Below are 20,895 nucleotides of genomic sequence, written 5' to 3'. Positions count from 1 at the left end.
AACGAACACTTTATCACTTTGACGCGCTATTGCAAGATGACAAATTTAATCATTTTTTTAGAAATTAGATTAATTTTGTAATGTATTTGAGAGATTTTGTTCTTCTGATGATGTTAAATAATATTTATAATTAATAGTTAAGAATGCATGAGAGGGAGATTATGACAATGAAAACATTAAAAAAGATACTGATCGGGTTACTGATCGTCATCCTAGTTCCATTGCTGGCTTATGGTCTTTTTATGCTGTTCCTGACAGTTGTTGAGTACAAGCCTGCTGATGTCGAAGATGTAAAGCCTGTGCAAAATGAAGCCGTACTTCCGGGCACGGATAACAGCTATACAATAATGACCTGGAACATCGGATTTGGGGCACTTGATGAAAATGACGATTTTTTCATGGATGGTGGTAAGGATGTCAGATCTAACACGGCAGCCGAGGTAGATGAAAATATCGCAGGTATTCGGGAGACTATCGAACAGATATCACCTGATTTTGCTATTCTGCAGGAAGTTGACAGAAATTCGGACAGATCCCACAGAAGAGATGAGGTCGAGCTGATAACGTCAGGATTTAGCGATTTCAGCAGCACATTTGCGTACAATTATAAGGTTTTCTATATTCCATATCCAATTCCACCAATAGGAAAGGTTGAGGGCGGGCTATTGTCCTTTTCCAGATACAATATAGAAAGTGCTTCGAGAATTGCCCTGCCGTGTCCATTTTCGTGGCCTGAAAGGCTTGGAAACCTAAGAAGATGTCTGCTTGTTTCAAGGATTCCCGTGGGAGATGTCGGAAAGGAGCTTGTGATTGTAAATCTTCACCTTGAAGCTTATGATTCCGGTGAAGGTAAAGCAGCACAGACAGCTCTTCTTAAGAATTATCTTGAAAATGAGATTAGTAAGGGTAATTACGTCGTTGCAGGTGGCGATTTTAATCAGACGTTTTCAAACATTGATACTTCAGCCTATCCGGTATTTGAAGGCAACTGGCAGCCCGGAAAGATAAATGCGGAAGATTTCAGCAGTAATTTTCAGATTTGTATGTCAAATAACAGTCCAAGCTGTAGATCGCTGGCAACACCATATGTGGGAGCCGATGATTCAACGTTTCAGTTTTATGTTATAGATGGATTTTTAGTATCGAAGAATGTTGAAATTGAGGATTTACAGACTATAGACTGTAAATTTAAGTACGCGGATCACAACCCGGTGGTATTGAAGTTCAAAATAGTTGAATAAAACAAGACGCATTAACAAAAATGCTCTTAAGCCTTAGCTTAGGAGCATTTTATTGTTTCGATTTCATAACTTATGGTTGCTTTTTCAGATGAAGGCGTGGCCTTCCATTTTGTGAGTATTCGTTCAATTACGATAGAAACGGAATCTTCACGGTTAGACTCCGGTATAAGGAGCCAGTATTGATTTTTCCCTTTTCTTGTGTAAACATCACTGAATCGCAAGGAGGTTTTTAATACTCCTGCAAAAGCTGTCATCGCTTCTTCCGCATCATCAGCGGATATTCCGGAGGCAAATTCCAGAGAGATCACCCCGAACTGAACCATGGTGTTATAGTTGAAAACTGATCTCTTTAAATATCTGTAGATCTGAGTGAATGCGTCGTTTGATACTCCAAAGGCGCCGCCGGGCTCACCTCGCTCATCCAGAAGAGCAAAGCAGTTTTTGATATTCGCATTGATATCCGGAGCAGGTTCTTTATTTGCGGATTCAAAGATGCAAAAGCTATGTTTTCCGTTTTGCTTTACCTGATACAGGGCTTTATCGGCTTTTTTGAACAGCTCTGCAAATTCCGTACCCTCGGAAGGAACAAATACCGCTCCAACAGAGGCACCAAGGGGTATGTTGCAGTCTTCACCGAGGATTCGCTCTGCCTCCGCCCTGAGCATGCGGTTCATCTGCCTGGTTTTTGCATCAATAATGAATTTGTCCTTGATATTGTTGCAAAAAATAATGAACTCATCGCCGCCGATTCTTCCGACCACATCTCTGTTTCTGATAACTGTCTTTAAGATTCCGGCAAAGCTCACCAGAACTTCGTCTCCGGCGTCATGACCGGCCAGGTCATTTACAAGCTTGAAGGAATCCAGATCAACAACCATGAGTACACCGGATCTGTGCTCGCAGCATGATGCAATTTCCGACTCTGAATAACTCTTGTTATATAATCCTGTCAAAAGGTCAGTTCTGGCCTCAGCTTCCAGGTTTTTCATATGTTCCAGATTGTCAAATACTCGACCTACGCGGCTAAGGAGGATTTCCTTGTTACAGGGCTTATGGATGTAGTCCGCGGCACCTATTCTCAGGCCCATGGCTTCCTGCTCTTCACGGGCATCGGAAGTCATGAAAATCATGGGTACACCCTGACCGTATTTTTCCCTGAAATGTTTCTGAAGCTCGAAGCCGGACATGTTTGGCATCAAAAGATCGGTAATAACGAGCTGCGGATTTTCTTTGTCAAACATGGAAAGAGCCTCTTCACCTGAAGAAGCGCAAACAACATCATATTCACCTTCCAGCATGTTCTTTGTGACGTAAAGGCAAAGCTCTTCGTCATCCACAACCATTATTTTCTGCATAATAGCACCTCTGTTGCTGTCATATGTGCAGATCGTACCATGACTGAAAAAACGACTCCGGTAAGATATACCGGATAGCGTTATTATTTTACCATGTGGGCGATGAAAGAAATATGTAATATTTATTAAATTATTCGGAAAAAACGGATGGGATAAAGGGCTGTAATATGCGATATTAGGGCGTTATAGAGATTGTTATGTAACAGTTATTTTGCTAAACTGATTACAATCTTTTATGAAAAAAGTTTTGAAGGAGTTAAGACATGAGTGAACGGAATTTTGATCCCATGACGGGACAACCAATCAATCAGGCTTATCCCGGTAGTTACAAGTTCGATCCGATGACCGGGCAGCCAATCAATCAGACTCAAACAGAGGGAGCTAAATTTGACCCCATGACGGGTCAGCCTGTGAATCAGCAGGCAAATGTACAAAGTACTTACAGTGAGCAGTATCAAACAGGACCGCAGCTGTCATTTGGGGCACCGGACTATAGCATGCAGCAGTCATTTGGGGAACAGCAGCCTGCAGCCTATGGTTACGATCCTGCAGCCATCGAGAGAGAGCAGTCAGAGAAGAACAAAAAACTGGCATTTGCCGTTCTTGGCTTTGCAGGAGTAATGTTTTTCGGACTTCTTATCGTCGGCGGAATCCAGGTGAAGAACCTGGTAAAAAGGAGCCTCGCTGAGAGAAATGAGGACGTTGTCGAAAACACAATTGATGATGGAGACATTTTTCCTGAGACTGAATGGGATGAAGAGCCGGATACAACTGTGGAGTATGAAGAGCCTGTGATATCCACGGAGAATGAAGAGACGGATATAGCAGAGACACCTGCAGATGAACCTGCAGAGGAGGTAAAAGAGAAAGCGGTTGCGACAAAGCCTTCAGAGCCCAGAGAAGGTATTGATCCCGACAATATGTACGCATTTACTTTTGACGGAGTAACTTATCAGCTTCCGGAGAAGGTCAGTGACTTTATGGAGGACGGATGGACCTTTAACAGCGAAAAGGAAGAGACACAGCTACTTAGCGCCGGCGGTACTGAGTATTTTTCCCTGTTTCTTCCGGGTGATGAAAATATCAGAATCTCTGTTGATCTGACAAATTTCAGTCTTGATGCCAAGGAGGCAAAGGACTGTTACGTTACAGAGATGACTTTCAGTGAATATGTTGTCGATCAGTCAGGCAAGCAGATTACCGTGAAAGACGGGCGAGCAACGCTTATGGAATCCACCTCAGCTGAAGTGCTTGATGCATTTGGCGAACCTGACAGAACAACTCCTGATACTTATTATTACTATGATCCTTCACATGATGAGTACGATACGGGCGGCGGATATGTCGCATGCAGCATATCTGAGGACGATATCTTTGAAATGATAACCATATGTAATGATAATGCTCCTGCGGATGTGGAGCAGGTCGAAGTAAGCACGGATGTTCCGGCTTATCTTAACGACTATGTTGCACCAAAGTCACTTGGTGATGATCCGCTTTCAGGTAATTTTGAGCTGGATGGTGTTGTCTATAATCTGCCCGTTCCGCTTCAGGTTTTCCAGGATAATGGCTGGAAGTGTGATGTCGATGAAAACTATACCGTAGGCGCAGGACAGGGATATGTTATTAACATTGAAAAGGGAAGCCTTGCGGTATGCGTAGTTACCTATAACTGGTCAGACAAGGCGAATATCATAAAGAACACAATCGTAACTAGCGTTGGTGTGGATCCTGACGGATTATATGGAAATGGTATGAAGTTCCCTGCAGGCTTAAGCTGCGATATGACAGAGGCCGAGCTTCTTGATTTCATTAAGGATAATGGCATCACAAACTATGACTACTCGAAGGATACCGGTTTTTATACGATTCCTTTTGACCAGACCGGCAACGACAGAACTCAGTCAGCTAACAGATACGAAATTCTGACACATGATGGAAAAGTTGTCAGCATTGATGTGAGAAGCTACGGCTGGCTTCCACAGTAAGATTTAATACAGATTAACCATAAAATAGTTATAATTTGTTTAGAATATGCCTGCTTGAATTATAGGTTCAAGCAGGTATAATTTTTCTTAACCGGTAATGTTTCTATGAGGGAAACCAATATGAAGACTGAGATTAAAAATGATTATGTGATAGCGTACCCACAAGGGCGCATTGATTCTCAAACAGCCAACGATTATCAGGAAGAGTTTCTGAAGATCATTGAAGAAAATGAAGGACTTAAGCTTGAGATAAACATGGAAGGCATAGAGTACGTATCCAGTGCCGGACTCAGGATATTTCTTAAGATTCAAAAGACCGTAAAGGACTTAAAGCTCACGGAGCTTAGCTCTGACGTCTATGATATATTCAATGTTACGGGGTTCACGGACATCATGAACGTCAGAAAGGTGATGAGAAGGATATCCGTTGACGGATGCGAGGTCATAGGCCGCGGTTTTTACGGAACTGTCTACAGAATCGACGAAGATACCATCGTTAAGGTATATGAGTCGCCTGAAAGTATTCCTATGATCGAGAATGAGCAGCTGAGGGCAAAACAGGCCTTTAGAAGCGGTATCCCTACTGCAATATCATATGATATTGTAAGGGTGGGAGACAGCTATGGTTCAGTATTTGAGATGCTTAAGGCCAAAACTCTCAATGACCTTGTGATTGAGAATCCGGAAAATGTTGATGATATCACGGCTAAATACGTGGATTTTATCAAGACGGTACATGGCACGGTTATGGAGAAGGGAATCCTGCCCTATGCAAGGGATGAATTTATAGACCATCTTGATGTAGAGAGAGAGTATCTGGATGATGATATCTACGATACACTTAAGAAGTATCTCTCTGAGCTTCCGCAGGATGATCACGTGGTTCATGGCGATATAATGATGAAAAACGTGATGATGGTGGACGGTGAGCTGATGCTGATTGATATGGACACGCTTATGGCGGGGCAACCTGTATTTGACCTTGCCGGTTTGTATGTTGCATACATGGCATTTCCTGAAGATGAGCCCGGTAACAGTGAGGGTTTTCTTGGAATAACAGATGCTATGGCCACGCACATCTGGAATGAGATTTTTAACCGATATTTCAGCGGGTTTTCGGAAGAAGAAAAAGCAACTATACTCGATAAACTCAAGATAGTTGCTTACATCAGATTTTTATTTATTATATCTGTTACGGATTATAAAAATGGTGAGCTTGGTGCTATAAGAATAAACCACACTAAGCAGCACCTTCGTGAATTGCTTCCAAGGGTTGATAACCTATACTTTAGCACTGAGCCAAGCTAAGGGCGGACGGAGATCTCCGGGACCGGCCTTAAAGCAGGGCTTTAACCCAGATATCTGAAGCTCAGCATAGTGATGTCGTCGAACTGTGGCGCATCGCCGACAAAGCTGTCAATTTCATCTTTAACGATACCAAGGAGCTCCGTTGCGTCTGCAGCGGAGTTTTTATTTAGTGCAGATATCATTCTGTCGGTTCCGAAAAGCTCATCAGCAGAGTTTGTTGCCTCCGGTACACCATCGGTGTAGACGAAGAGGCTATCCCCGGGATTAAGCTTAAATTCATGCTCTTCAAAGCGTATATCATCAAGCATGGCAACTGCGGGAGAGTGCCTATACTTAATAAGCTCGTATTCACTATCTTTTCTTCTGAGGGCAGGGTGCTCGTGGCCTGCGTTTGCGGCAATGCCCACACCTGTCGATATCTGAAGAATCCCGAGCCAGACAGTAACGAAAAGCTCGGCATCGTTTCCCTCGCATAGCTGATTGTTGACATCGCAGAGTATTTCAGCAGGAGAGAGACTTCCGCCCATCATTGTTCTGTTTTTTATAAGGGTCTTTGCGATCACCATGAAAAGTGCGGCAGGTACGCCCTTTCCGGATACGTCAGCCATGACCAGTGCTATATGGTCATCATCGATCAGGAAAAAGTCGTAGAAATCGCCGCCAACCTCCTTGGCAGGAGTCATTGTGGCATAAATATCGAATTCTTTTCTGTCAGGGAACGGTGGAAATATCCTTGGAAGCATATCCGCCTGAATCTGTGTGGCTACGTTCAGCTCAGCCCCAATGCGCTCTTTTTCCGCTGTAATGGTCTGGATATGGTCAATATAGGATACAATATCAGTCTCCATTTTATTTACAGAAGTGGCAAGATCCTCAAGTTCATCATTAGTTTTGATGGTCTCTAAAGAATCATCAACTTCAGTATTATTAGTGGCAAAATCGCTCACATTTTTCCTAATGAGCATAAGCGGACCAATCAGGTATTTGTGCATGAAATGCCAGTGAAGTACACAGAAAATGGCAAGGAGCAAAATTGAAATTGTAAGCATGCTCCTGATGTAGCTTCGGAGAGTGGATAATACAACCTCCATGTGAGTATCAACGAAGAGGAGAGCAACAACCTTGTCATTGCTGTCCTTTACGGGCAGGCAGCTTGAGGTCAGGAAGCCATATTTCTGGGAATGTCTTGTAAGATAGCTCTTGGGGCGCACTCCTTGCGTATAAGCCGTCCATATTTCTTCAAAGGACGCAGCAATAGGATCCGAATCGCCTATATAGGTATCCGAATCGTAAATATAACGCATGGTTTTGTCTTCATAGGGTACTGCAATGTAGATGTACGCTGCGTTTGAGTAGTCTTCGATGTGATGGAGATATTCCACCATCCATGAGTAATAATCATCAGCTTCCCACGTGGTGGCATACTGAGCGATTTTATCATGATCTATATCGTTGAGAATAATATTGGCTACGACGTAGCCTTTATCGTTATAGAGCTTCTGTATTGCGCGATCAAAGATGATAGAGCCGCAAATACAGGATATTATGTTAATCAGAAGGGTAAATACAATGATCGCAGTCAGAGTCTTTCTGTTAATTCCCCATCTTTTTTTCATTACCAGAGTACTCCTTTAGTGTATGGCGAAGCTTAAAATGACAAGAGTATCGATGCACTAAAAATATTATCCCCAGGAAGAGACTATGGTAAGGATATTCTTGCCGTCCTCATATTTGTAGATGACGTCATCCATGCTCTTTTTCACGATGAAAATTCCGAGACCGCCGATCTGCCTCTCCGCTGCGGATAAGGTTACGTCAGGGTCATCCTTTGCAAGCGGGTCATAAGGGACACCTTCATCTATGAAAGTAATAGTTGCCTTGGAGGCAGCTCCATCAACATCAGCGATTATTGTGGCATTCCCTGTGCCATCACCATAAGCATAACTGGCGATATTTACAAAGAGTTCTTCTACCGCAACATCAATCTGCATCTGAGCTTTCATGGTGCAACCGGCGCTTTCGAGTTCTTCGTCGATAAAGACCATTACATTGTTAAGGTTATCAACTTTTGCTTCAAGAGTGATTTCTTTCATGGCGTCTCCTTTTAAGAATATATATATCAATAATAACATATGAGAGGACACTGTTTTATAAAACTTTTATCAAATACGTTGGATTTTAACACTTGTGGAGAAACTGATAATTTATAATTGTTTATAGAAAGTTTTTAATAGTTTTCAGGAGAGTAATGCCTATGAAAAATGCAACGAAAAAGAAATTTAGTAGCTTTTTGGTACTTATTCTTTCATTGATGCTTGTTTTGTCCCTTCCGGTTACGGTTGAAGCAAAGGCAGCCAGCTCATACAGCAAGTACATCAAGCAGAATGGCGTTTACTACAAAAAGATGCCAAAGAATTACAGGAAGGGCTATAGTGCCGGAAGAAAGGAGTATAAAAAGAATGCTTCTACCGGCTATGGCTACAGCATGGACGAAGTGATGGGAAAGATGTTCTTTTTACAGGACCATGTTTCGGCATTCGCAAATAGTTCAAAGGCACTTAGTGTAAGGGAATCCAAGCAGACCTATAACGTTGCAAAGAGCCTTACAAAGAAGGCAAAGGGCAAAAAATCAAAATATAAGAAGGCGCTGGCGCTCCACGATGCCCTGATGCGCTATACAAAATACGATTATTCCATGGGCGGACCTTATCAGGGACAGTCTGCATATGAAGCATTGGTCAAAAAGACGGCTGTATGCGCCGGAATTTCCAGAGCGTATAAGCTTATGTGCGATATAGTCGGAATACCGTGCTACTGCGTTTACGGCAATGCGGGCGGTGTTGGTGCAAGTGGTGCTCACCAATGGAATGTCATAAAGCTGGATGATGGAAAATGGTATGAGGTTGATGTAACTTTCGATATAGGAGTTAATTCACATGCTTTCTTCTGCCTTAGCACATCACAGATGGCGAATATGACGCTTAATGGCTGCAGTTATTATCATCAGAGGACCGGACTTGATCAGGCAACAAATGCTTTTATGCAGGTGACTCCTGTAGCCACAGGTACCAAGTATCGATATAAGGGGAAAAACTAGGAGATTGGTCAGAGTGTTTTGAAGGTTTGTAGGTGAAAATATGAGACTGATAGACACTTTTCCGACGAACAAAATAAAAGATTTGGAATACAGAAGGGGAAGGATGCTGCCCTTTGGTGCATCCTTCCTTCAGGACGGTGCAGTCAATTTCAGCATTTTTTCAAAGGATGCTACGGGCTGCACCCTTGTTATTTATAATCATGGGAGCAAAAAGCCCTACGTTGAAATCCCTCTGCCGGAGGAATTCAGAATAGGCAATGTCTATAGCATCATGGTCTATGGCCTGAACATCGAGACCATGGAATATGGGTACCGTTTTGACGGACCTTATGATCCTTCAAAGGGGCAACTTTTCAATAAAAATAATGTTGTTCTTGATCCCTATGCCAAGTCTGTATCCGGGCGGACCGTATGGGGGAGAAAACCTGATGCTTCAAAGAATTTTCAGCATAGAGGCCGGATAATTCTGGAGGATTATGACTGGGAAGGTGATAAGCCTCTGGAGCTTGCGCCCTGCGATCTTGTGGTTTATGAGATGCATGTCCGCTCCTTTACAAAGCATGCGTCGAGTGGTGTGAGGCGACCGGGGACCTTTGCGGGTATCCTTGAAAAGATTCCCTATCTAAAGGAACTTGGCATAAACTGCGTAGAACTCATGCCGATTTTCGAGTTTGATGAGTTTGAAAATGCAAGAGAAGTAGGCGGAAAGAAGCTTTACAATTACTGGGGTTATTCCACGGTGAGCTTTTTTGCACCGAAGGCTGGATATGCGGCTTCCGCACCCTTTGGAATGGAGGCGGACGAGCTTAAGAATCTTATAAAGACCCTTCACAAAAACGGAATAGAAGTAATCCTTGATGTGGTATTTAATCACACGGCTGAGGGAAATGAGAATGGGCCTGTCATATCCTATAAGGGCATAGATAACAGGACATATTATTTACTGACACATGATGGGTATTACATTAATTTCAGTGGCTGCGGGAATACTATGAACTGCAACAATCCTGTTGTGAGAAATGTGGTTCTCGATGCGCTCAGATACTGGGTATACTCCTATCATGTAGATGGGTTCAGATTCGATCTTGCTTCGATTTTGTCTAGAGATCAGGATGGAACGCCTATGCTATCCCCGCCGCTTTTAGATACAATAGCGCATGATGCTGTATTGGGGAAGTGCCTGCTTATTGCAGAAGCCTGGGACGCAGATGGTTTATATCAGGTTGGAAGCTATCCCTCCTGGGGCAGATGGGCTGAATGGAACGGAAGATACAGAGATTGCCTGAGAAGATTCATAAAGGGCGGCGCTGAGTGCGCTCCGGAACTGGTTTCTCGCATATGCGGGTCCGGGGATATGTACGGTGAGCGAAGTGCGGCGGCATCAGTGAATTTCGTCACATGTCATGATGGGTTTACCTTGTATGATCTTGTTTCCTACAACAATAAGCACAACGAAGCTAATGGCGAGGGAAACCAGGACGGATGCAATGATAATGACAGCTGGAACTGCGGAGAAGAGGGTGACACCTCGAATCCTGATGTACTGAGCCTGCGTTTTCGTCAAATGAAGAATATGCTGACAATCCTGCTGACAAGCAGAGGAATTCCCATGCTATTGTCAGGGGATGAGATGGGTAACACCCAATATGGGAATAATAATGCTTATTGCCATGACGATGATATTTCATGGATTGACTGGTCAGCTCTTGAGCGCAACAGAGATTATTACGAGTATATCAAGAGGTTGATCAATTTTAGAAAAAAACACCCGATATTGCTAGCCTCTGACTATTCTTTTGGCGAGAATGGTACTGGTTATCCGGAGCTTTCCTTCCATGGCACAAGGGCTTGGGATTTTAACGGAGGCGAGCCTGCCCTTTGCTTTGCATATATGTTTGCTGAGGATGGTAAGAAGTACGGAACCGGGAAGAATGAATTCATCTATATCGGGGTCAATGCCTATTGGGAAGAACAGACCTATGAGCTTCCTGCTTTGCCGGACAAATATAACTGGTATATGGCCTTCGAGGCCTACGGATACTGCGCTGAGGAAGGGAAGGAGGATAAGCTTGCGAACCAGTCGGCTGTAACACTGGGGCCGAGGACTACGGTAATTCTGATTGGCAGGAAATAGGGGGATAGGCAACAAATCAATGAATATGAGCTGAATTGTTGTAAATTACAAAAATAATGTTGACAAGAAGATGGTTTAATATTATATTGAATACAGATTCAATGAACGGCTATTCAACAAACTACACAACAGGGGACAAAATCATGAAAAAAGAGAAGAAGATCATTATCATTGGTGGGGGAATTTCAGGACTTTCAGCGGGTATATATGCACGCTTGTGCGGCATGGATGCTGAGATATATGAGAAGAACGCGATACCTGGCGGCGAGTGCATAGGGTGGAACAGAAAAGGCTACCACATTGATAACTGCATTCACTGGCTTACAGGAACCAACAAGAAAACTGAACTTTACAAGGTATGGAAAACAGTTGGGGCATTGTCCGATGACACCGAATATGCGGCGCTTGATTCATTTTTTACAACCTGTCATGCAGGAAAAAGGGTTACACTTTGGGCGGATCTCGAGCGTACAAGAAAAGAGATGATAGAGCTATCTCCCGAGGATGAAGTTGAGATCAACAAGTTCATCGAATATACAGAGTATTCCAAGCAGTGTGTAATGCCGGCAGACAAGCCGCTTGATATGTTCGGAATAGGCGACTACATCAATTACGGAAAAGCAATGGGTGATTTTGTAAAAGTAATGAAGGAGCTTAGCAAGATTTCCCTTGAAGAATACAGCAAAAGATTCAAATCACCTGTTATTCAAAAGATGCTCTGCGACTATCTTCCCAAGGAATATACAGCATATTCATTCCTTGTATCATATGCTTCCATAGCCGATGGAAACGGTGGAATTCCCATGGGCGGGTCACTCCAGATGTCTCTTAGAATGGAGAAGCGCTTTAAGGAGCTTGGCGGCAAGATATTCTATAACAAGGCAGCATCCGAGATCACAGTAGACAAGAAAATGGCCTGCGCAGTACGTTTTGAGGATGGCAGCACGGCAACCGGAGATTACTACATCGCAACACTTGATACAAATATTCTTTTCGGGAAACTAATCGACAGAAAGTACATGCCTTCGGATATGAAGCTTGCATATGAAAAAACGGCAAAGTACCCTGCAACAAGCTCTTTCCAGGTTGCATTTTCAGTTAATAAGAGCTTCAATCCAGGGGAGACAGTTTTCATAGACATCGAGCCGCTGAAGGTTGGAGCAACTACCTTTGATAGAATGTATGTCAAGGTTTATGGATATGATCCGGCCTTTGTAAAAGGGGACAGACAGGTGGTTCAGACCAGTATTTTCCAGTCAGATGATGACTATGAGGCTTGGAAGCGCCTCTCACCGGAGGAATATAAAAAGGCAAAGAGTGAGCTTACAGAGGCTGTGGTAGCGAGGATTGAGGCAGCTTTTCCGGAGGTTAAGGGCGACCTGGAGTTCCTTGATGCATGGACACCTCTTACTTACGAGCGCTATTGCAACGCTTATCACGGCAGCTACATGAGCTTCATAACAACACCCGGCGCGAAGGCGGTAAGAAATAAGGGCATTATCAAGGGAATAAAGAACCTTTGGTTCGCCGGCCAGTGGAACAGCTCACCAGGAGGACTTCCCGTTGCAGTAACTAACGGTAAATTTGCGATTCAGAGAATTATGCGTAAGAGCTGGCCTGCAAATTTGGACATGCCCGAGAGTGTTTTGAATGAGGAGGATTATCATGACGAGAGAGGAACAGAAGGAAGAGAGAAGGCAGGCAATTTTGATGACAGCGCTGACTCTGTTCGTGGAGAAAGGGTATCATGAGACTAAGGTAAGCGACATTGCGGCTGCGGTGCCAATGAGCACCGGCCTTATGTTCCATTATTTTAAATCAAAAGAGGAGCTTCTTATGGAGCTGGTGCAAACCGGGAAAAATTTCACCGGCGTCACAGCGGGAGCCGAAGGGGTTCCGGGGGATGTTTTCTTAAAAGGCATGCTGAATGGTCTGTTTGAATATGTGAAAAAGCAGCCCTATGTGTCGAATATGTTTGTGCTTATGTCCCAGGCGCGGAGGGCCGGAATGCCGGAAGATGTGCGAAAACTCGCCATGTCAGTCGAGGCAACAGAGAATACTGCAAGGCTCATCGAGAAGGGACAAAAGGATGGTATTTTCAGAAAAGGAGATCCCAAGCTTCTTGCAGTGTGCTTCTGGTCAGCAATCCAGGGGATTATGGAGGAGATGACGATAAATAAGGAGCTGGAATCACCTGATCCCGAGTGGCTTATCTCCATTTTACGGGTATAACCTTATAGTTACTTATAATACAACTATTCGCACCGCAAGGTGTGAACAGTAAATACTTATAGTGTACAAAAAAGAGCCTGCAGTATCTATAATCTGCAGGTTTTTTCTGATACAATTTAACATATGGGTTCATAAATTATTTTAAAAAGAGAGGTTAGATTATGAAGGCTTTATTTATTGGTGGGACAGGAACAATCAGTACAGCAATCGTAAGAAGGCTTGTCGAGGAGCTTTCCTGGGAAGTATGGCTCATAAACAGAGGAAATCGTAAGGACGCGGTACCTGCGGGAGTTCATCAGATAACAGCCGATATCTATGATGAGCAGGATGTGGCAAAAAAGCTTGAGGGTATGCACTTTGACGTGGTAAGCGATTTCATAGCCTTTGACGTGAGTGCCGTAGAGCGCGATTACAGACTTTTTAAGGGAAAAACGAACCAGTATATGTTCATCAGTTCCGCATCGGCTTACAACAAGCCTGCAGCAAGCTATGTAATTACTGAGGGTACGACCCTTGCTAATCCGCACTGGGAGTATTCCAGGAACAAAATTGCCTGCGAGGAGTTCCTCATGGATAAATACCGCACAGAGGGGTTCCCGGTGACCATCGTGAGACCCAGCCATACCTATGACGAGCGAAATATTCCGCTCGGAGTACACGGCAACAAGGGCTTTTATCAGGTTGTAAAAAGAATGCAGGAGGGTAAGCCGGTTATAATCCAGGGTGATGGCTCATCTCTGTGGACAGTAACCTTCAATAAGGACTTTGCCATAGGTTACACGGGCCTTATGGGCAACCGCCACGCCATCGGCGAAGCTTTTCAGATAACCGGTGATGAGACACTGACCTGGGATCAGATATACCAAACAATAGCTGATGCCCTGGGCGTAGAGCTTCATGCATATCATGTTGCTTCCGATTATCTTGCCGAAGTTGGCAGCAAGTACGGCTATGACTTTGAGGGAAGCCTTCTTGGCGATAAATCTGTATCAGTTGTTTTTGAAAACAGCAAGCTTAAGAGACTTGTGCCTCAAATGCGCACAAATATCAGATTTGATCAGGGCGTTCGCATCTCGCTTGACTATGTCCTTTCCCATCCGGAGCGCCAGGTTGAAGATCCCGAGTTTGACGAATTCTGCGACAAGGTAATTGATGCTCTGGAGAAATCAAAGGCAGCTTTTAACTAAAACAAGGGCAGATAGGGGACTGCCAAAAAGGCATCGGACATTTTTACCGCAAAAATCAGTGCAAAAAATGTTTGATTCCGTGAAAAAATTTGAAGACATTTGCAAAGTGCTATCGTTATATCTATCAGAATGACATTTCTTTAAACATTCTCACGTCAGCGCAGCAAGTGTACAGCGCTGAGTTAACAGCAGCATATTAGTATTTGAGGAGAGGTAAAATGAAGAAAAAAGAAGTTCTTATATTGATAGGTATAGTTCTGGTTTTTTGTACAGGAGCTTTCTCACTGATGACAAAGACCATATCAAAAGCAGCAAGTACAATTTCCAGCGTGGCATTTTCAAAGGCAGGAAGAGGAGAAATAGTCGAGGACACAGTAGATCTTGCCAAGTTCAAGGAACTTAAAATTGATGTGGCATCAATGAATGTATACGTAGAGCAGGGGGATGACTACAAGCTTGAATATCGCGTGTATGAGGATTATATTCCGAAGGTTGAGGAAAAGGGCGATGAGCTTGAAATCAGACAGCCTTCTCACAACGGAATAGTATTTCATCTTGGCAGCTGGTTTGATGAGGAAGAGCAGTACTACAAGCTGACAGTTCCCAAGGATGCCGGCGCTTTGGATGTTGATCTGGAGGCTTCATCAGGACTGATCAGTGTTGAGAATATCGATATGGCCGGTAAAATCGAGATTTCTTCAGGCGAAGTGAAGCTTGATAACATTGAAGGTGAGAAGTTAAAACTCAAGGCATCATCAGGAGATATAAATCTTGAGAATCTTAACGTCGATGAACTTGATTTTAAGCTCACCTCAGGTGATCTGAAGGCATATAAGTGCGATACAAAAGCCCTTGATGCCCACATGACAAGCGGAAACATGGATCTTGATGAGATTAAGTTTGATAGCGCAAATTTTAAAATGACTTCCGGAAAAATTGATGCGCATGTAGTAGGAAACAGTAAAGATTATTCTTACGATCTCAGATCCACTTCAGGTGATATGAGAGTGGATGGAAAAACCTATGACCATGACTTCAAATCAGGCGACGATAAGGATAATAGAATTTCAGTTGATATGACAAGCGGAGAACTTGATATTTCATTCTCTAATTAAAAATTTATCATTACGAGTAAGCATATTTTATAGTAAATGACATAGGTTACGGCTTATGTCGTTTACTGCACCGGACATTTTGGTGATGAAGAGTAAAAAGCGGCGTGCGAGAGCATGTCGCTTTTCCTTTATTTAAAAAGAAATTTCAGTGGGTATGTCAAGGGTTGATAAAAGTTTTTTACTTTATAAAATATAAGAAAAGGATAGAAACTGAAAGAGGATGCTATGAGTGAAAAAATGAGTTTGTGGTACGAAAACCCAGCAAATAAGTGGGAGGAGGCTCTCCCCGTGGGAAACGGAAGAATGGGAGCCATGGTGACAGGGGGCGTAAACCGTGAGGTGATCTATCTGAATGAGGATAGTATCTGGAGCGGCGGCCCTGCGAACAGAATCAACAAGGACGCCCGGAAATACTTAGGAGAAATAAGAAGGTTGATAAGAGAAGGCAAAATCCAGGAGGCGGAGAAGCTTTCGCTTATGGCTCTTTCTGGGACGCCTAATTCCGAGAGATCCTATGAGCCTGCGGGGGAACTTATTATTGATTTTGAGGGCTCTTCCGAGTTTAAGAAATATAGAAGAGAGCTTGATTTAGAGACCGGAATTGCATCGGTTTCCTATGAGGCCGGCGGATGCAGGTACAACAGGGAGCTTTTAGCTTCATATCCGGATCAGATAATCTGCTATCATCTCGCAGCGGATGGCGGGAAACTTAACTTTACCTGCAGACTGGACAGATGTCATCACAGGCTGGACAGAGTCTGGGGTGAAGGCGATGAGATTGGCTTTGAAGTAGCTACCGGTACCGGAATTCCTTTCGCAGTGCGACTCAAGGCGAGAGTGTCAGGCGGCAGTGTAGACACGATAGGAGAACATCTCATAGTAAAAGATGCAGCCGAAGCGGAGCTTTTCATCGATATACAGACTCATTTTTACAATGCGGACTGGATTTTTGCGGGAAAAGAAAATATTGCACGTGTTATTAAAAGGACTCGTGAAGAACTCCTTGAGGCGCATAAAACCGAGTATTTGGAGAAATTCGGAGCCCTTTCTTTTGAGCTTGGTGATGACAAAGCTAAGGAGAGGCGAACCAAGGCAACGGACAAGAGACTTTCGGATTTCAGAAAAGGCAAGAAGGATCCGGATTTATTCGCTCTTTATTTCCAATACGGAAGGTATCTGCTTTTTTCATCAAGCAGAGGTAAGTGCCTTCCCGCGAATCTGCAGGGCATATGGAATGCGAGCCTCACGCCGCCCTGGGATAGCAAATTTACGATAAATATCAATACAGAGATGAATTACTGGCTTGCTGAGAGTGGAAACCTTTCGGATTGCCATATGCCATATTTTCAGCTGTTAAGGCGCGTATGTGAAAACGGAAAGAAAACAGCGGAGGAGATGTATGGATGCAGTGGTTCGGTTGCGCATCATAATACCGATGTTTTTGCCGATACAGCTCCACAGGACCACTATATTCCAGCCAGCTTCTGGGTTATGGGTGAGGCTTGGATGGCGACACATATCTGGGAGCATTATCTCTATACGGGGGATAAGAAGTTTCTTTCTGAAAACATCGGAGTGATGGTGCAGTGCGTGGATTTCTTTGATGATTTTCTTATTGAGAACGACAAGGGAGAGCTGGTTACATCGCCATCAGTTTCCCCTGAAAATGTCTACATCATGAAGGATGGAACGAGAGGATGCCTTTGCGAAGGCGCAACCATGGATATAGAGATTCTTATGGAGCTTCTCGGCAATTTCCTTAGTGCATGCAAGGTGCTTGAGCAGGATAAGAATGAAGCGAATCTGTGTGAGGGCGGCGTTGAGAAACTGATAACAGCGAAAGAAAAAGCCACGAAAATCCTCGATAAGCTCCCGGGAATCAAGGTTGGAAAGCATGGTCAGATCCAGGAGTGGATGGAGGATTACGACGAGCAGGAGCCCGGACACAGGCATATTTCCCACCTTTACGGAGTTTATCCCGGAAACTCGATCAGCTATGAAAAGACGCCCGAGCTGATGAAGGCGGCAAAGGTTACGCTGGAGAGGCGTCTTGCCCACGGCGGCGGCCATACGGGCTGGTCAAGAGCCTGGATAATAGGTCTTTGGACCCACTTCCTTGAGGGTGAGAAGGTTTATAAGAACCTGGAGGCGCTTCTTAGCAAAACAACTTTCGTCAACCTTATGGACAATCATCCCTACGGCGCGGGTGCGGTTTTCCAGATTGATGGTAATCTTGGGGCGTCAGCGGCTATGCTTGAGATGCTTGTTCAGTGCAGAGATGGCTATGTAAAGCTCCTTCCTGCGCTGCCTAAGGCTTTTTCGGAAGGGCGCGTAAGCGGAGTGTGCCTAAGGGGCGGCCTGGAGCTGTCGATGGAGTGGAAGGACATGACAGTAACGGCTTTTGAGATTAAGAGACGAGAGGGCGTAGCCTTCGATCAAGATGAGATAACAGTTGACGTTAATGGGGAAAAACAGAGGCTTAAACTATGATGGACGTTATACCGGCAAAGAGTCCGGCTATTACAGAGATTAGTCAGGAAAATGGCGCGGTTTTCTTAAAATCCGAGACGGGAGTTTTGAGAATTATCCCGCAGATAGGCGGAATTTTCAGGGTGTCATTTTCAGAAGATGGTACCTTTGGGGGTGAGCAGGGCAGAGATTACGCGGATTTTTCAGGGAGTATTCCCTACGAAGTTAGCGGGGGAGTTAATCTTCTTGCCTGTGATGGGCGGAATATTTTGGAGACTCATTCTGCGCCTGACTATTTAGAAGCTGAGCCTCAGGCTGAGGCAGGTAATAAGATTTGCGAAAGTAGCACACAGAGCATTAAGGAAATATGGATTAAAACCTCTGAGGGCTCTGTATGCGTGTCCCAGGTGAGCGGGGCCATAACCTTTTATGACGCTACAGGCGCTGTTTTGCTTAAGGAGCGCTCCTTTGAGCCCAGGCAGCTGGAGCAGATTTCGCTTTATAGAACGGTGGAATCAGGCGCAACGCAGGTTGAGGAGATAGTTACTGCAGACGGAGTAAAGAAGAAAATAAAGGCTGCTGACAGGGAGGAGTATGCCTCTGCATATAAGACGAGAACATACTTTGAATTTGATGAGGATGAGCTTCTTGTGGGCTTTGGACAGGGCGAAAGGGGCGAGTGGAGCCTTAGGAATAGCACCCGTTATGTTCACCAGGCCAACCGAAAAATAGGCATTCCGATGATGGTTTCAGCAAAGAATTACGGAATTTTACTGAGCACAAACTCTCTTTGCATGTTCTCTGAGAGTGATGATGAGGCGTTTATCCAGACAGAGGCTGACTATTACCTTGATTATTATTTCCTTTTTGGGAGTGATCTTTTTTCGGTCATAAAGAATTACAGGAGACTAACCGGAAAGGCAGCTATGCTGCCGCAGTGGGCTTATGGCTACATTCAGTCTAAGGAAAGATACAAGAGCCAGGAGGAAATCCTTGAAACTGCCGGAGAATTTAAGAAGAGAGGGATAGGCATAGACTGCCTTGTCCTTGACTGGATGAGCTGGAGGGACAATGAGTGGGGACAGAAGAGCTTCGATGAGAAGCGATTCCCTGATCCTAAGAAAATGACGGATGAACTCCATAGGATGGGCATCAGGTTTATGATGTCAATCTGGCCAAACATGAGTCCCGGCACTGAAAACAATACGGAGTTTAAGGAAAAGGGGCTGCTTTTTCCGGGAACTGATATTTACAACGCTTTTTCAAAAGAGGGGCGAAAGCTCTATTGGAATCAGGTTGAAAGAGCCCTCTATCCGGCAGGAGTCGATGCCTGGTGGTGTGATTCGAGTGAACCCATAACACCTGAGTGGGAGCACAAAATGGAGCCATCTGACAGCGATAAATACTATGAATTTAAGAGCGATGCCGCAAATATCATGCCTTTTGATATGGCAAATGCCTACGGAAAATATCACGCAAGGACCATCTGGGAGGGGCAGAGAACGTGCTCACAAGATAAGCGCGTTGTGAACCTCACAAGGAGCGGATGGGCCGGAAGCCAGAAATATGGCACTATTTTGTGGTCGGGGGACATCTCTGCAAGCTGGGATTGCCTAAGACAGCAGGTTACTGCGGGCCTTAGCATGGCTGCAAGCGGAATGCCGTACTGGACCCTTGATACAGGCGCATTTTTCGTGAAAAAGGGCGTTCAGTGGTATTGGAATGGCGATTTTGAGGACGGAATAGACGAGGCATATAAAAAGCTGTATGTGAGGTGGCTTCAGTACTCTGCGTTTCTTCCTGTTTTCAGGGCACATGGAACCGATGTGGAGCGCGAGCCCTGGGCCTTTGGTGATTGCGGTGATCTTTATTACGAAGCCATTTGCAGGACCATCAAAATGCGCTACAGGTTGATTCCTTATCTCTATTCACTTGGAGCAAGAGCTGCTCTTGATGATGAGATGATAATGAGACCACTGTTCTTTGATTTTAGCGGGGATAAAAGAGCTCTTAACTCTACTGATCAGTATATGCTGGGAGATAGTCTCATGGTGTGCCCTGTGGTCAGATGTGAGGATAAGCGTACCGTATATCTACCTGAAAATAACGGATGGTACGATTTTTATACGCATAAATACTATGATGGCGGACAGGAGATTGAATGCGAGTGCGACCTCTACAGCATTCCTGTATTTGTTAAGGCGGGATCGCTGATACCTGTAAAGGAGCCCGGTTGCTGTACTGATGACATGAAGGGCTGTGATATCGAGGTTTTAGTATATCCCGGGGCTGATGCGAGCTTTAAGCTCTATGAGGATGCCGGCGATGGATATGGCTATGAGAACGGAGAATACTGCATTACAGAGCTTACCTGGAATGACGAAAAGGGCGAATTTTCATATAACGTGACAGGAGATGAAGGGTTCAGGACTGGGAGAATTACATATAGTCTTGTTCAAAATTAGCTTCAAATAATTAGGCTGTATTTGAAAAAGTAAAAGTGTAGATCGTAAATGAAAGAAAAAGAATAAAAATGCCATTTTAGGTGGTTGACTTTACCTGTTGAAAATGCTTTAATGTTTTAAACCGTTGAAGAAGAAAGAGTAGCATCTGATCTTCTATTTCAGAGAGTCGTCGGTTGGTGCGAGACGATATAGAGACATTTGTGAATGGGCTTCTGAGGGCGAGCTGAACGTCATTATTCATGACTTGTATGTGAGCCGGAGATAATCCTCCGTCAACAAAGATTTGCGTATGGTAGTACGTATG

14 protein-coding genes and 1 other annotated feature (1 of these 15 only partly in view) are annotated in these 20,895 nt (G+C 44.2%); of the genes, 11 read left to right on the top strand and 3 right to left on the bottom strand.

Annotation, left to right across the window (positions count from 1 at the left end):
* The first annotated feature begins 167 nt into the window (after positions 1–167).
* Positions 168–1,241, top strand: coding sequence for an endonuclease/exonuclease/phosphatase family protein (locus G586_RS0108485; protein WP_242831991.1), 1,074 nt, complete (start codon positions 168–170; stop codon positions 1,239–1,241).
* Between the two features lie 38 nt (positions 1,242–1,279).
* Here the strand turns inward: G586_RS0108485 and G586_RS0108480 are convergent, their stop codons facing one another.
* On the bottom strand, positions 1,280–2,596 hold the full coding sequence (locus tag G586_RS0108480; RefSeq protein ID WP_026527418.1) for a diguanylate cyclase domain-containing protein: 1,317 nt from the start codon (positions 2,594–2,596) through the stop codon (positions 1,280–1,282).
* Positions 2,597–2,859: 263 nt separating this feature from the next.
* Between G586_RS0108480 and G586_RS0108475 the strand changes: the two genes are divergently transcribed.
* On the top strand, positions 2,860–4,584 hold the full coding sequence (locus tag G586_RS0108475; RefSeq protein WP_026527417.1) for a hypothetical protein: 1,725 nt from the start codon (positions 2,860–2,862) through the stop codon (positions 4,582–4,584).
* A gap of 120 nt (positions 4,585–4,704) precedes the next feature.
* The gene (locus G586_RS24820; protein ID WP_051204657.1) at positions 4,705–5,892 is read left to right on the top strand and encodes a phosphotransferase; all 1,188 of its coding nucleotides are present in this window, start codon (positions 4,705–4,707) and stop codon (positions 5,890–5,892) included.
* A gap of 41 nt (positions 5,893–5,933) precedes the next feature.
* Here the strand turns inward: G586_RS24820 and G586_RS0108465 are convergent, their stop codons facing one another.
* The gene (locus G586_RS0108465; protein WP_026527416.1) at positions 5,934–7,508 is read right to left on the bottom strand and encodes a PP2C family protein-serine/threonine phosphatase; all 1,575 of its coding nucleotides are present in this window, start codon (positions 7,506–7,508) and stop codon (positions 5,934–5,936) included.
* Positions 7,509–7,574: 66 nt separating this feature from the next.
* Positions 7,575–7,985 carry an ATP-binding protein gene (locus G586_RS0108460; protein ID WP_026527415.1) on the bottom strand — a complete coding sequence of 137 codons (411 nt, stop codon included), beginning with the start codon at positions 7,983–7,985 and terminating at the stop codon, positions 7,575–7,577.
* 161 nt (positions 7,986–8,146) lie between these two features.
* Between G586_RS0108460 and G586_RS0108455 the strand changes: the two genes are divergently transcribed.
* From G586_RS0108455 to G586_RS0108420, 8 genes are all read left to right on the top strand, one after another.
* On the top strand, positions 8,147–8,989 hold the full coding sequence (locus G586_RS0108455) for a transglutaminase domain-containing protein (RefSeq protein WP_026527414.1): 843 nt from the start codon (positions 8,147–8,149) through the stop codon (positions 8,987–8,989).
* Positions 8,990–9,071: 82 nt separating this feature from the next.
* Entirely contained in the window at positions 9,072–11,123 is a 2,052-nt protein-coding gene (gene glgX / locus G586_RS0108450) for a glycogen debranching protein GlgX (RefSeq protein ID WP_242831990.1), read from the top strand.
* A gap of 101 nt (positions 11,124–11,224) precedes the next feature.
* Positions 11,225–12,874: a phytoene desaturase family protein gene (locus G586_RS0108445; protein ID WP_242831989.1), complete on the top strand. Its 1,650-nt coding sequence runs from the start codon at positions 11,225–11,227 to the stop codon at positions 12,872–12,874.
* Positions 12,789–13,355, top strand: coding sequence for a TetR/AcrR family transcriptional regulator (locus G586_RS0108440; protein ID WP_026527411.1), 567 nt, complete (start codon positions 12,789–12,791; stop codon positions 13,353–13,355). Before G586_RS0108445 ends, G586_RS0108440 begins: the two co-directional genes overlap by 86 nt.
* A 161-nt stretch (positions 13,356–13,516) precedes the next feature.
* Positions 13,517–14,542, top strand: a complete 1,026-nt coding sequence (locus G586_RS0108435) for an NAD-dependent epimerase/dehydratase family protein (protein WP_026527410.1) — start codon at positions 13,517–13,519, stop codon at positions 14,540–14,542.
* 218 nt (positions 14,543–14,760) lie between these two features.
* Complete coding sequence (locus tag G586_RS0108430; protein ID WP_026527409.1) at positions 14,761–15,657, top strand: DUF4097 family beta strand repeat-containing protein; 897 nt, start codon at positions 14,761–14,763, stop codon at positions 15,655–15,657.
* A gap of 225 nt (positions 15,658–15,882) precedes the next feature.
* A complete protein-coding gene (locus G586_RS22225) occupies positions 15,883–18,147 on the top strand; it encodes a glycoside hydrolase family 95 protein (protein ID WP_051204656.1) in 2,265 nt (754 codons plus the stop codon).
* Positions 18,144–20,591 (top strand): glycoside hydrolase family 31 protein, encoded by a 2,448-nt coding sequence (locus G586_RS0108420; protein ID WP_026527408.1) that lies wholly within the window; start codon positions 18,144–18,146, stop codon positions 20,589–20,591. The genes G586_RS22225 and G586_RS0108420 overlap by 4 nt, the downstream gene beginning before the upstream one ends.
* Positions 20,592–20,706: 115 nt before the next feature.
* Positions 20,707–20,895, top strand: a binding site (T-box leader) (it continues 62 nt past the right edge of the window).

The organism is Butyrivibrio sp. VCD2006, assembly GCF_000423925.1.
Lineage (GTDB): Bacteria > Bacillota > Clostridia > Lachnospirales > Lachnospiraceae > Butyrivibrio.
This window is presented reverse-complemented; position numbering and strand designations above follow the sequence as displayed.

Coding starts and splice junctions, on each gene's coding strand:
- G586_RS0108485 (WP_242831991.1), top strand. CDS start 168: ATGAAAACATTAAAAAAGATACTGATCGGGTTACTGATCGTCATCCTA.
- G586_RS0108480 (WP_026527418.1), bottom strand. CDS start 2,596: ATGCAGAAAATAATGGTTGTGGATGACGAAGAGCTTTGCCTTTACGTC.
- G586_RS0108475 (WP_026527417.1), top strand. CDS start 2,860: ATGAGTGAACGGAATTTTGATCCCATGACGGGACAACCAATCAATCAG.
- G586_RS24820 (WP_051204657.1), top strand. CDS start 4,705: ATGAAGACTGAGATTAAAAATGATTATGTGATAGCGTACCCACAAGGG.
- G586_RS0108465 (WP_026527416.1), bottom strand. CDS start 7,508: ATGAAAAAAAGATGGGGAATTAACAGAAAGACTCTGACTGCGATCATT.
- G586_RS0108460 (WP_026527415.1), bottom strand. CDS start 7,985: ATGAAAGAAATCACTCTTGAAGCAAAAGTTGATAACCTTAACAATGTA.
- G586_RS0108455 (WP_026527414.1), top strand. CDS start 8,147: ATGAAAAATGCAACGAAAAAGAAATTTAGTAGCTTTTTGGTACTTATT.
- G586_RS0108445 (WP_242831989.1), top strand. CDS start 11,225: ATGAACGGCTATTCAACAAACTACACAACAGGGGACAAAATCATGAAA.
- G586_RS0108440 (WP_026527411.1), top strand. CDS start 12,789: ATGACGAGAGAGGAACAGAAGGAAGAGAGAAGGCAGGCAATTTTGATG.
- G586_RS0108435 (WP_026527410.1), top strand. CDS start 13,517: ATGAAGGCTTTATTTATTGGTGGGACAGGAACAATCAGTACAGCAATC.
- G586_RS0108430 (WP_026527409.1), top strand. CDS start 14,761: ATGAAGAAAAAAGAAGTTCTTATATTGATAGGTATAGTTCTGGTTTTT.
- G586_RS22225 (WP_051204656.1), top strand. CDS start 15,883: ATGAGTGAAAAAATGAGTTTGTGGTACGAAAACCCAGCAAATAAGTGG.
- G586_RS0108420 (WP_026527408.1), top strand. CDS start 18,144: ATGATGGACGTTATACCGGCAAAGAGTCCGGCTATTACAGAGATTAGT.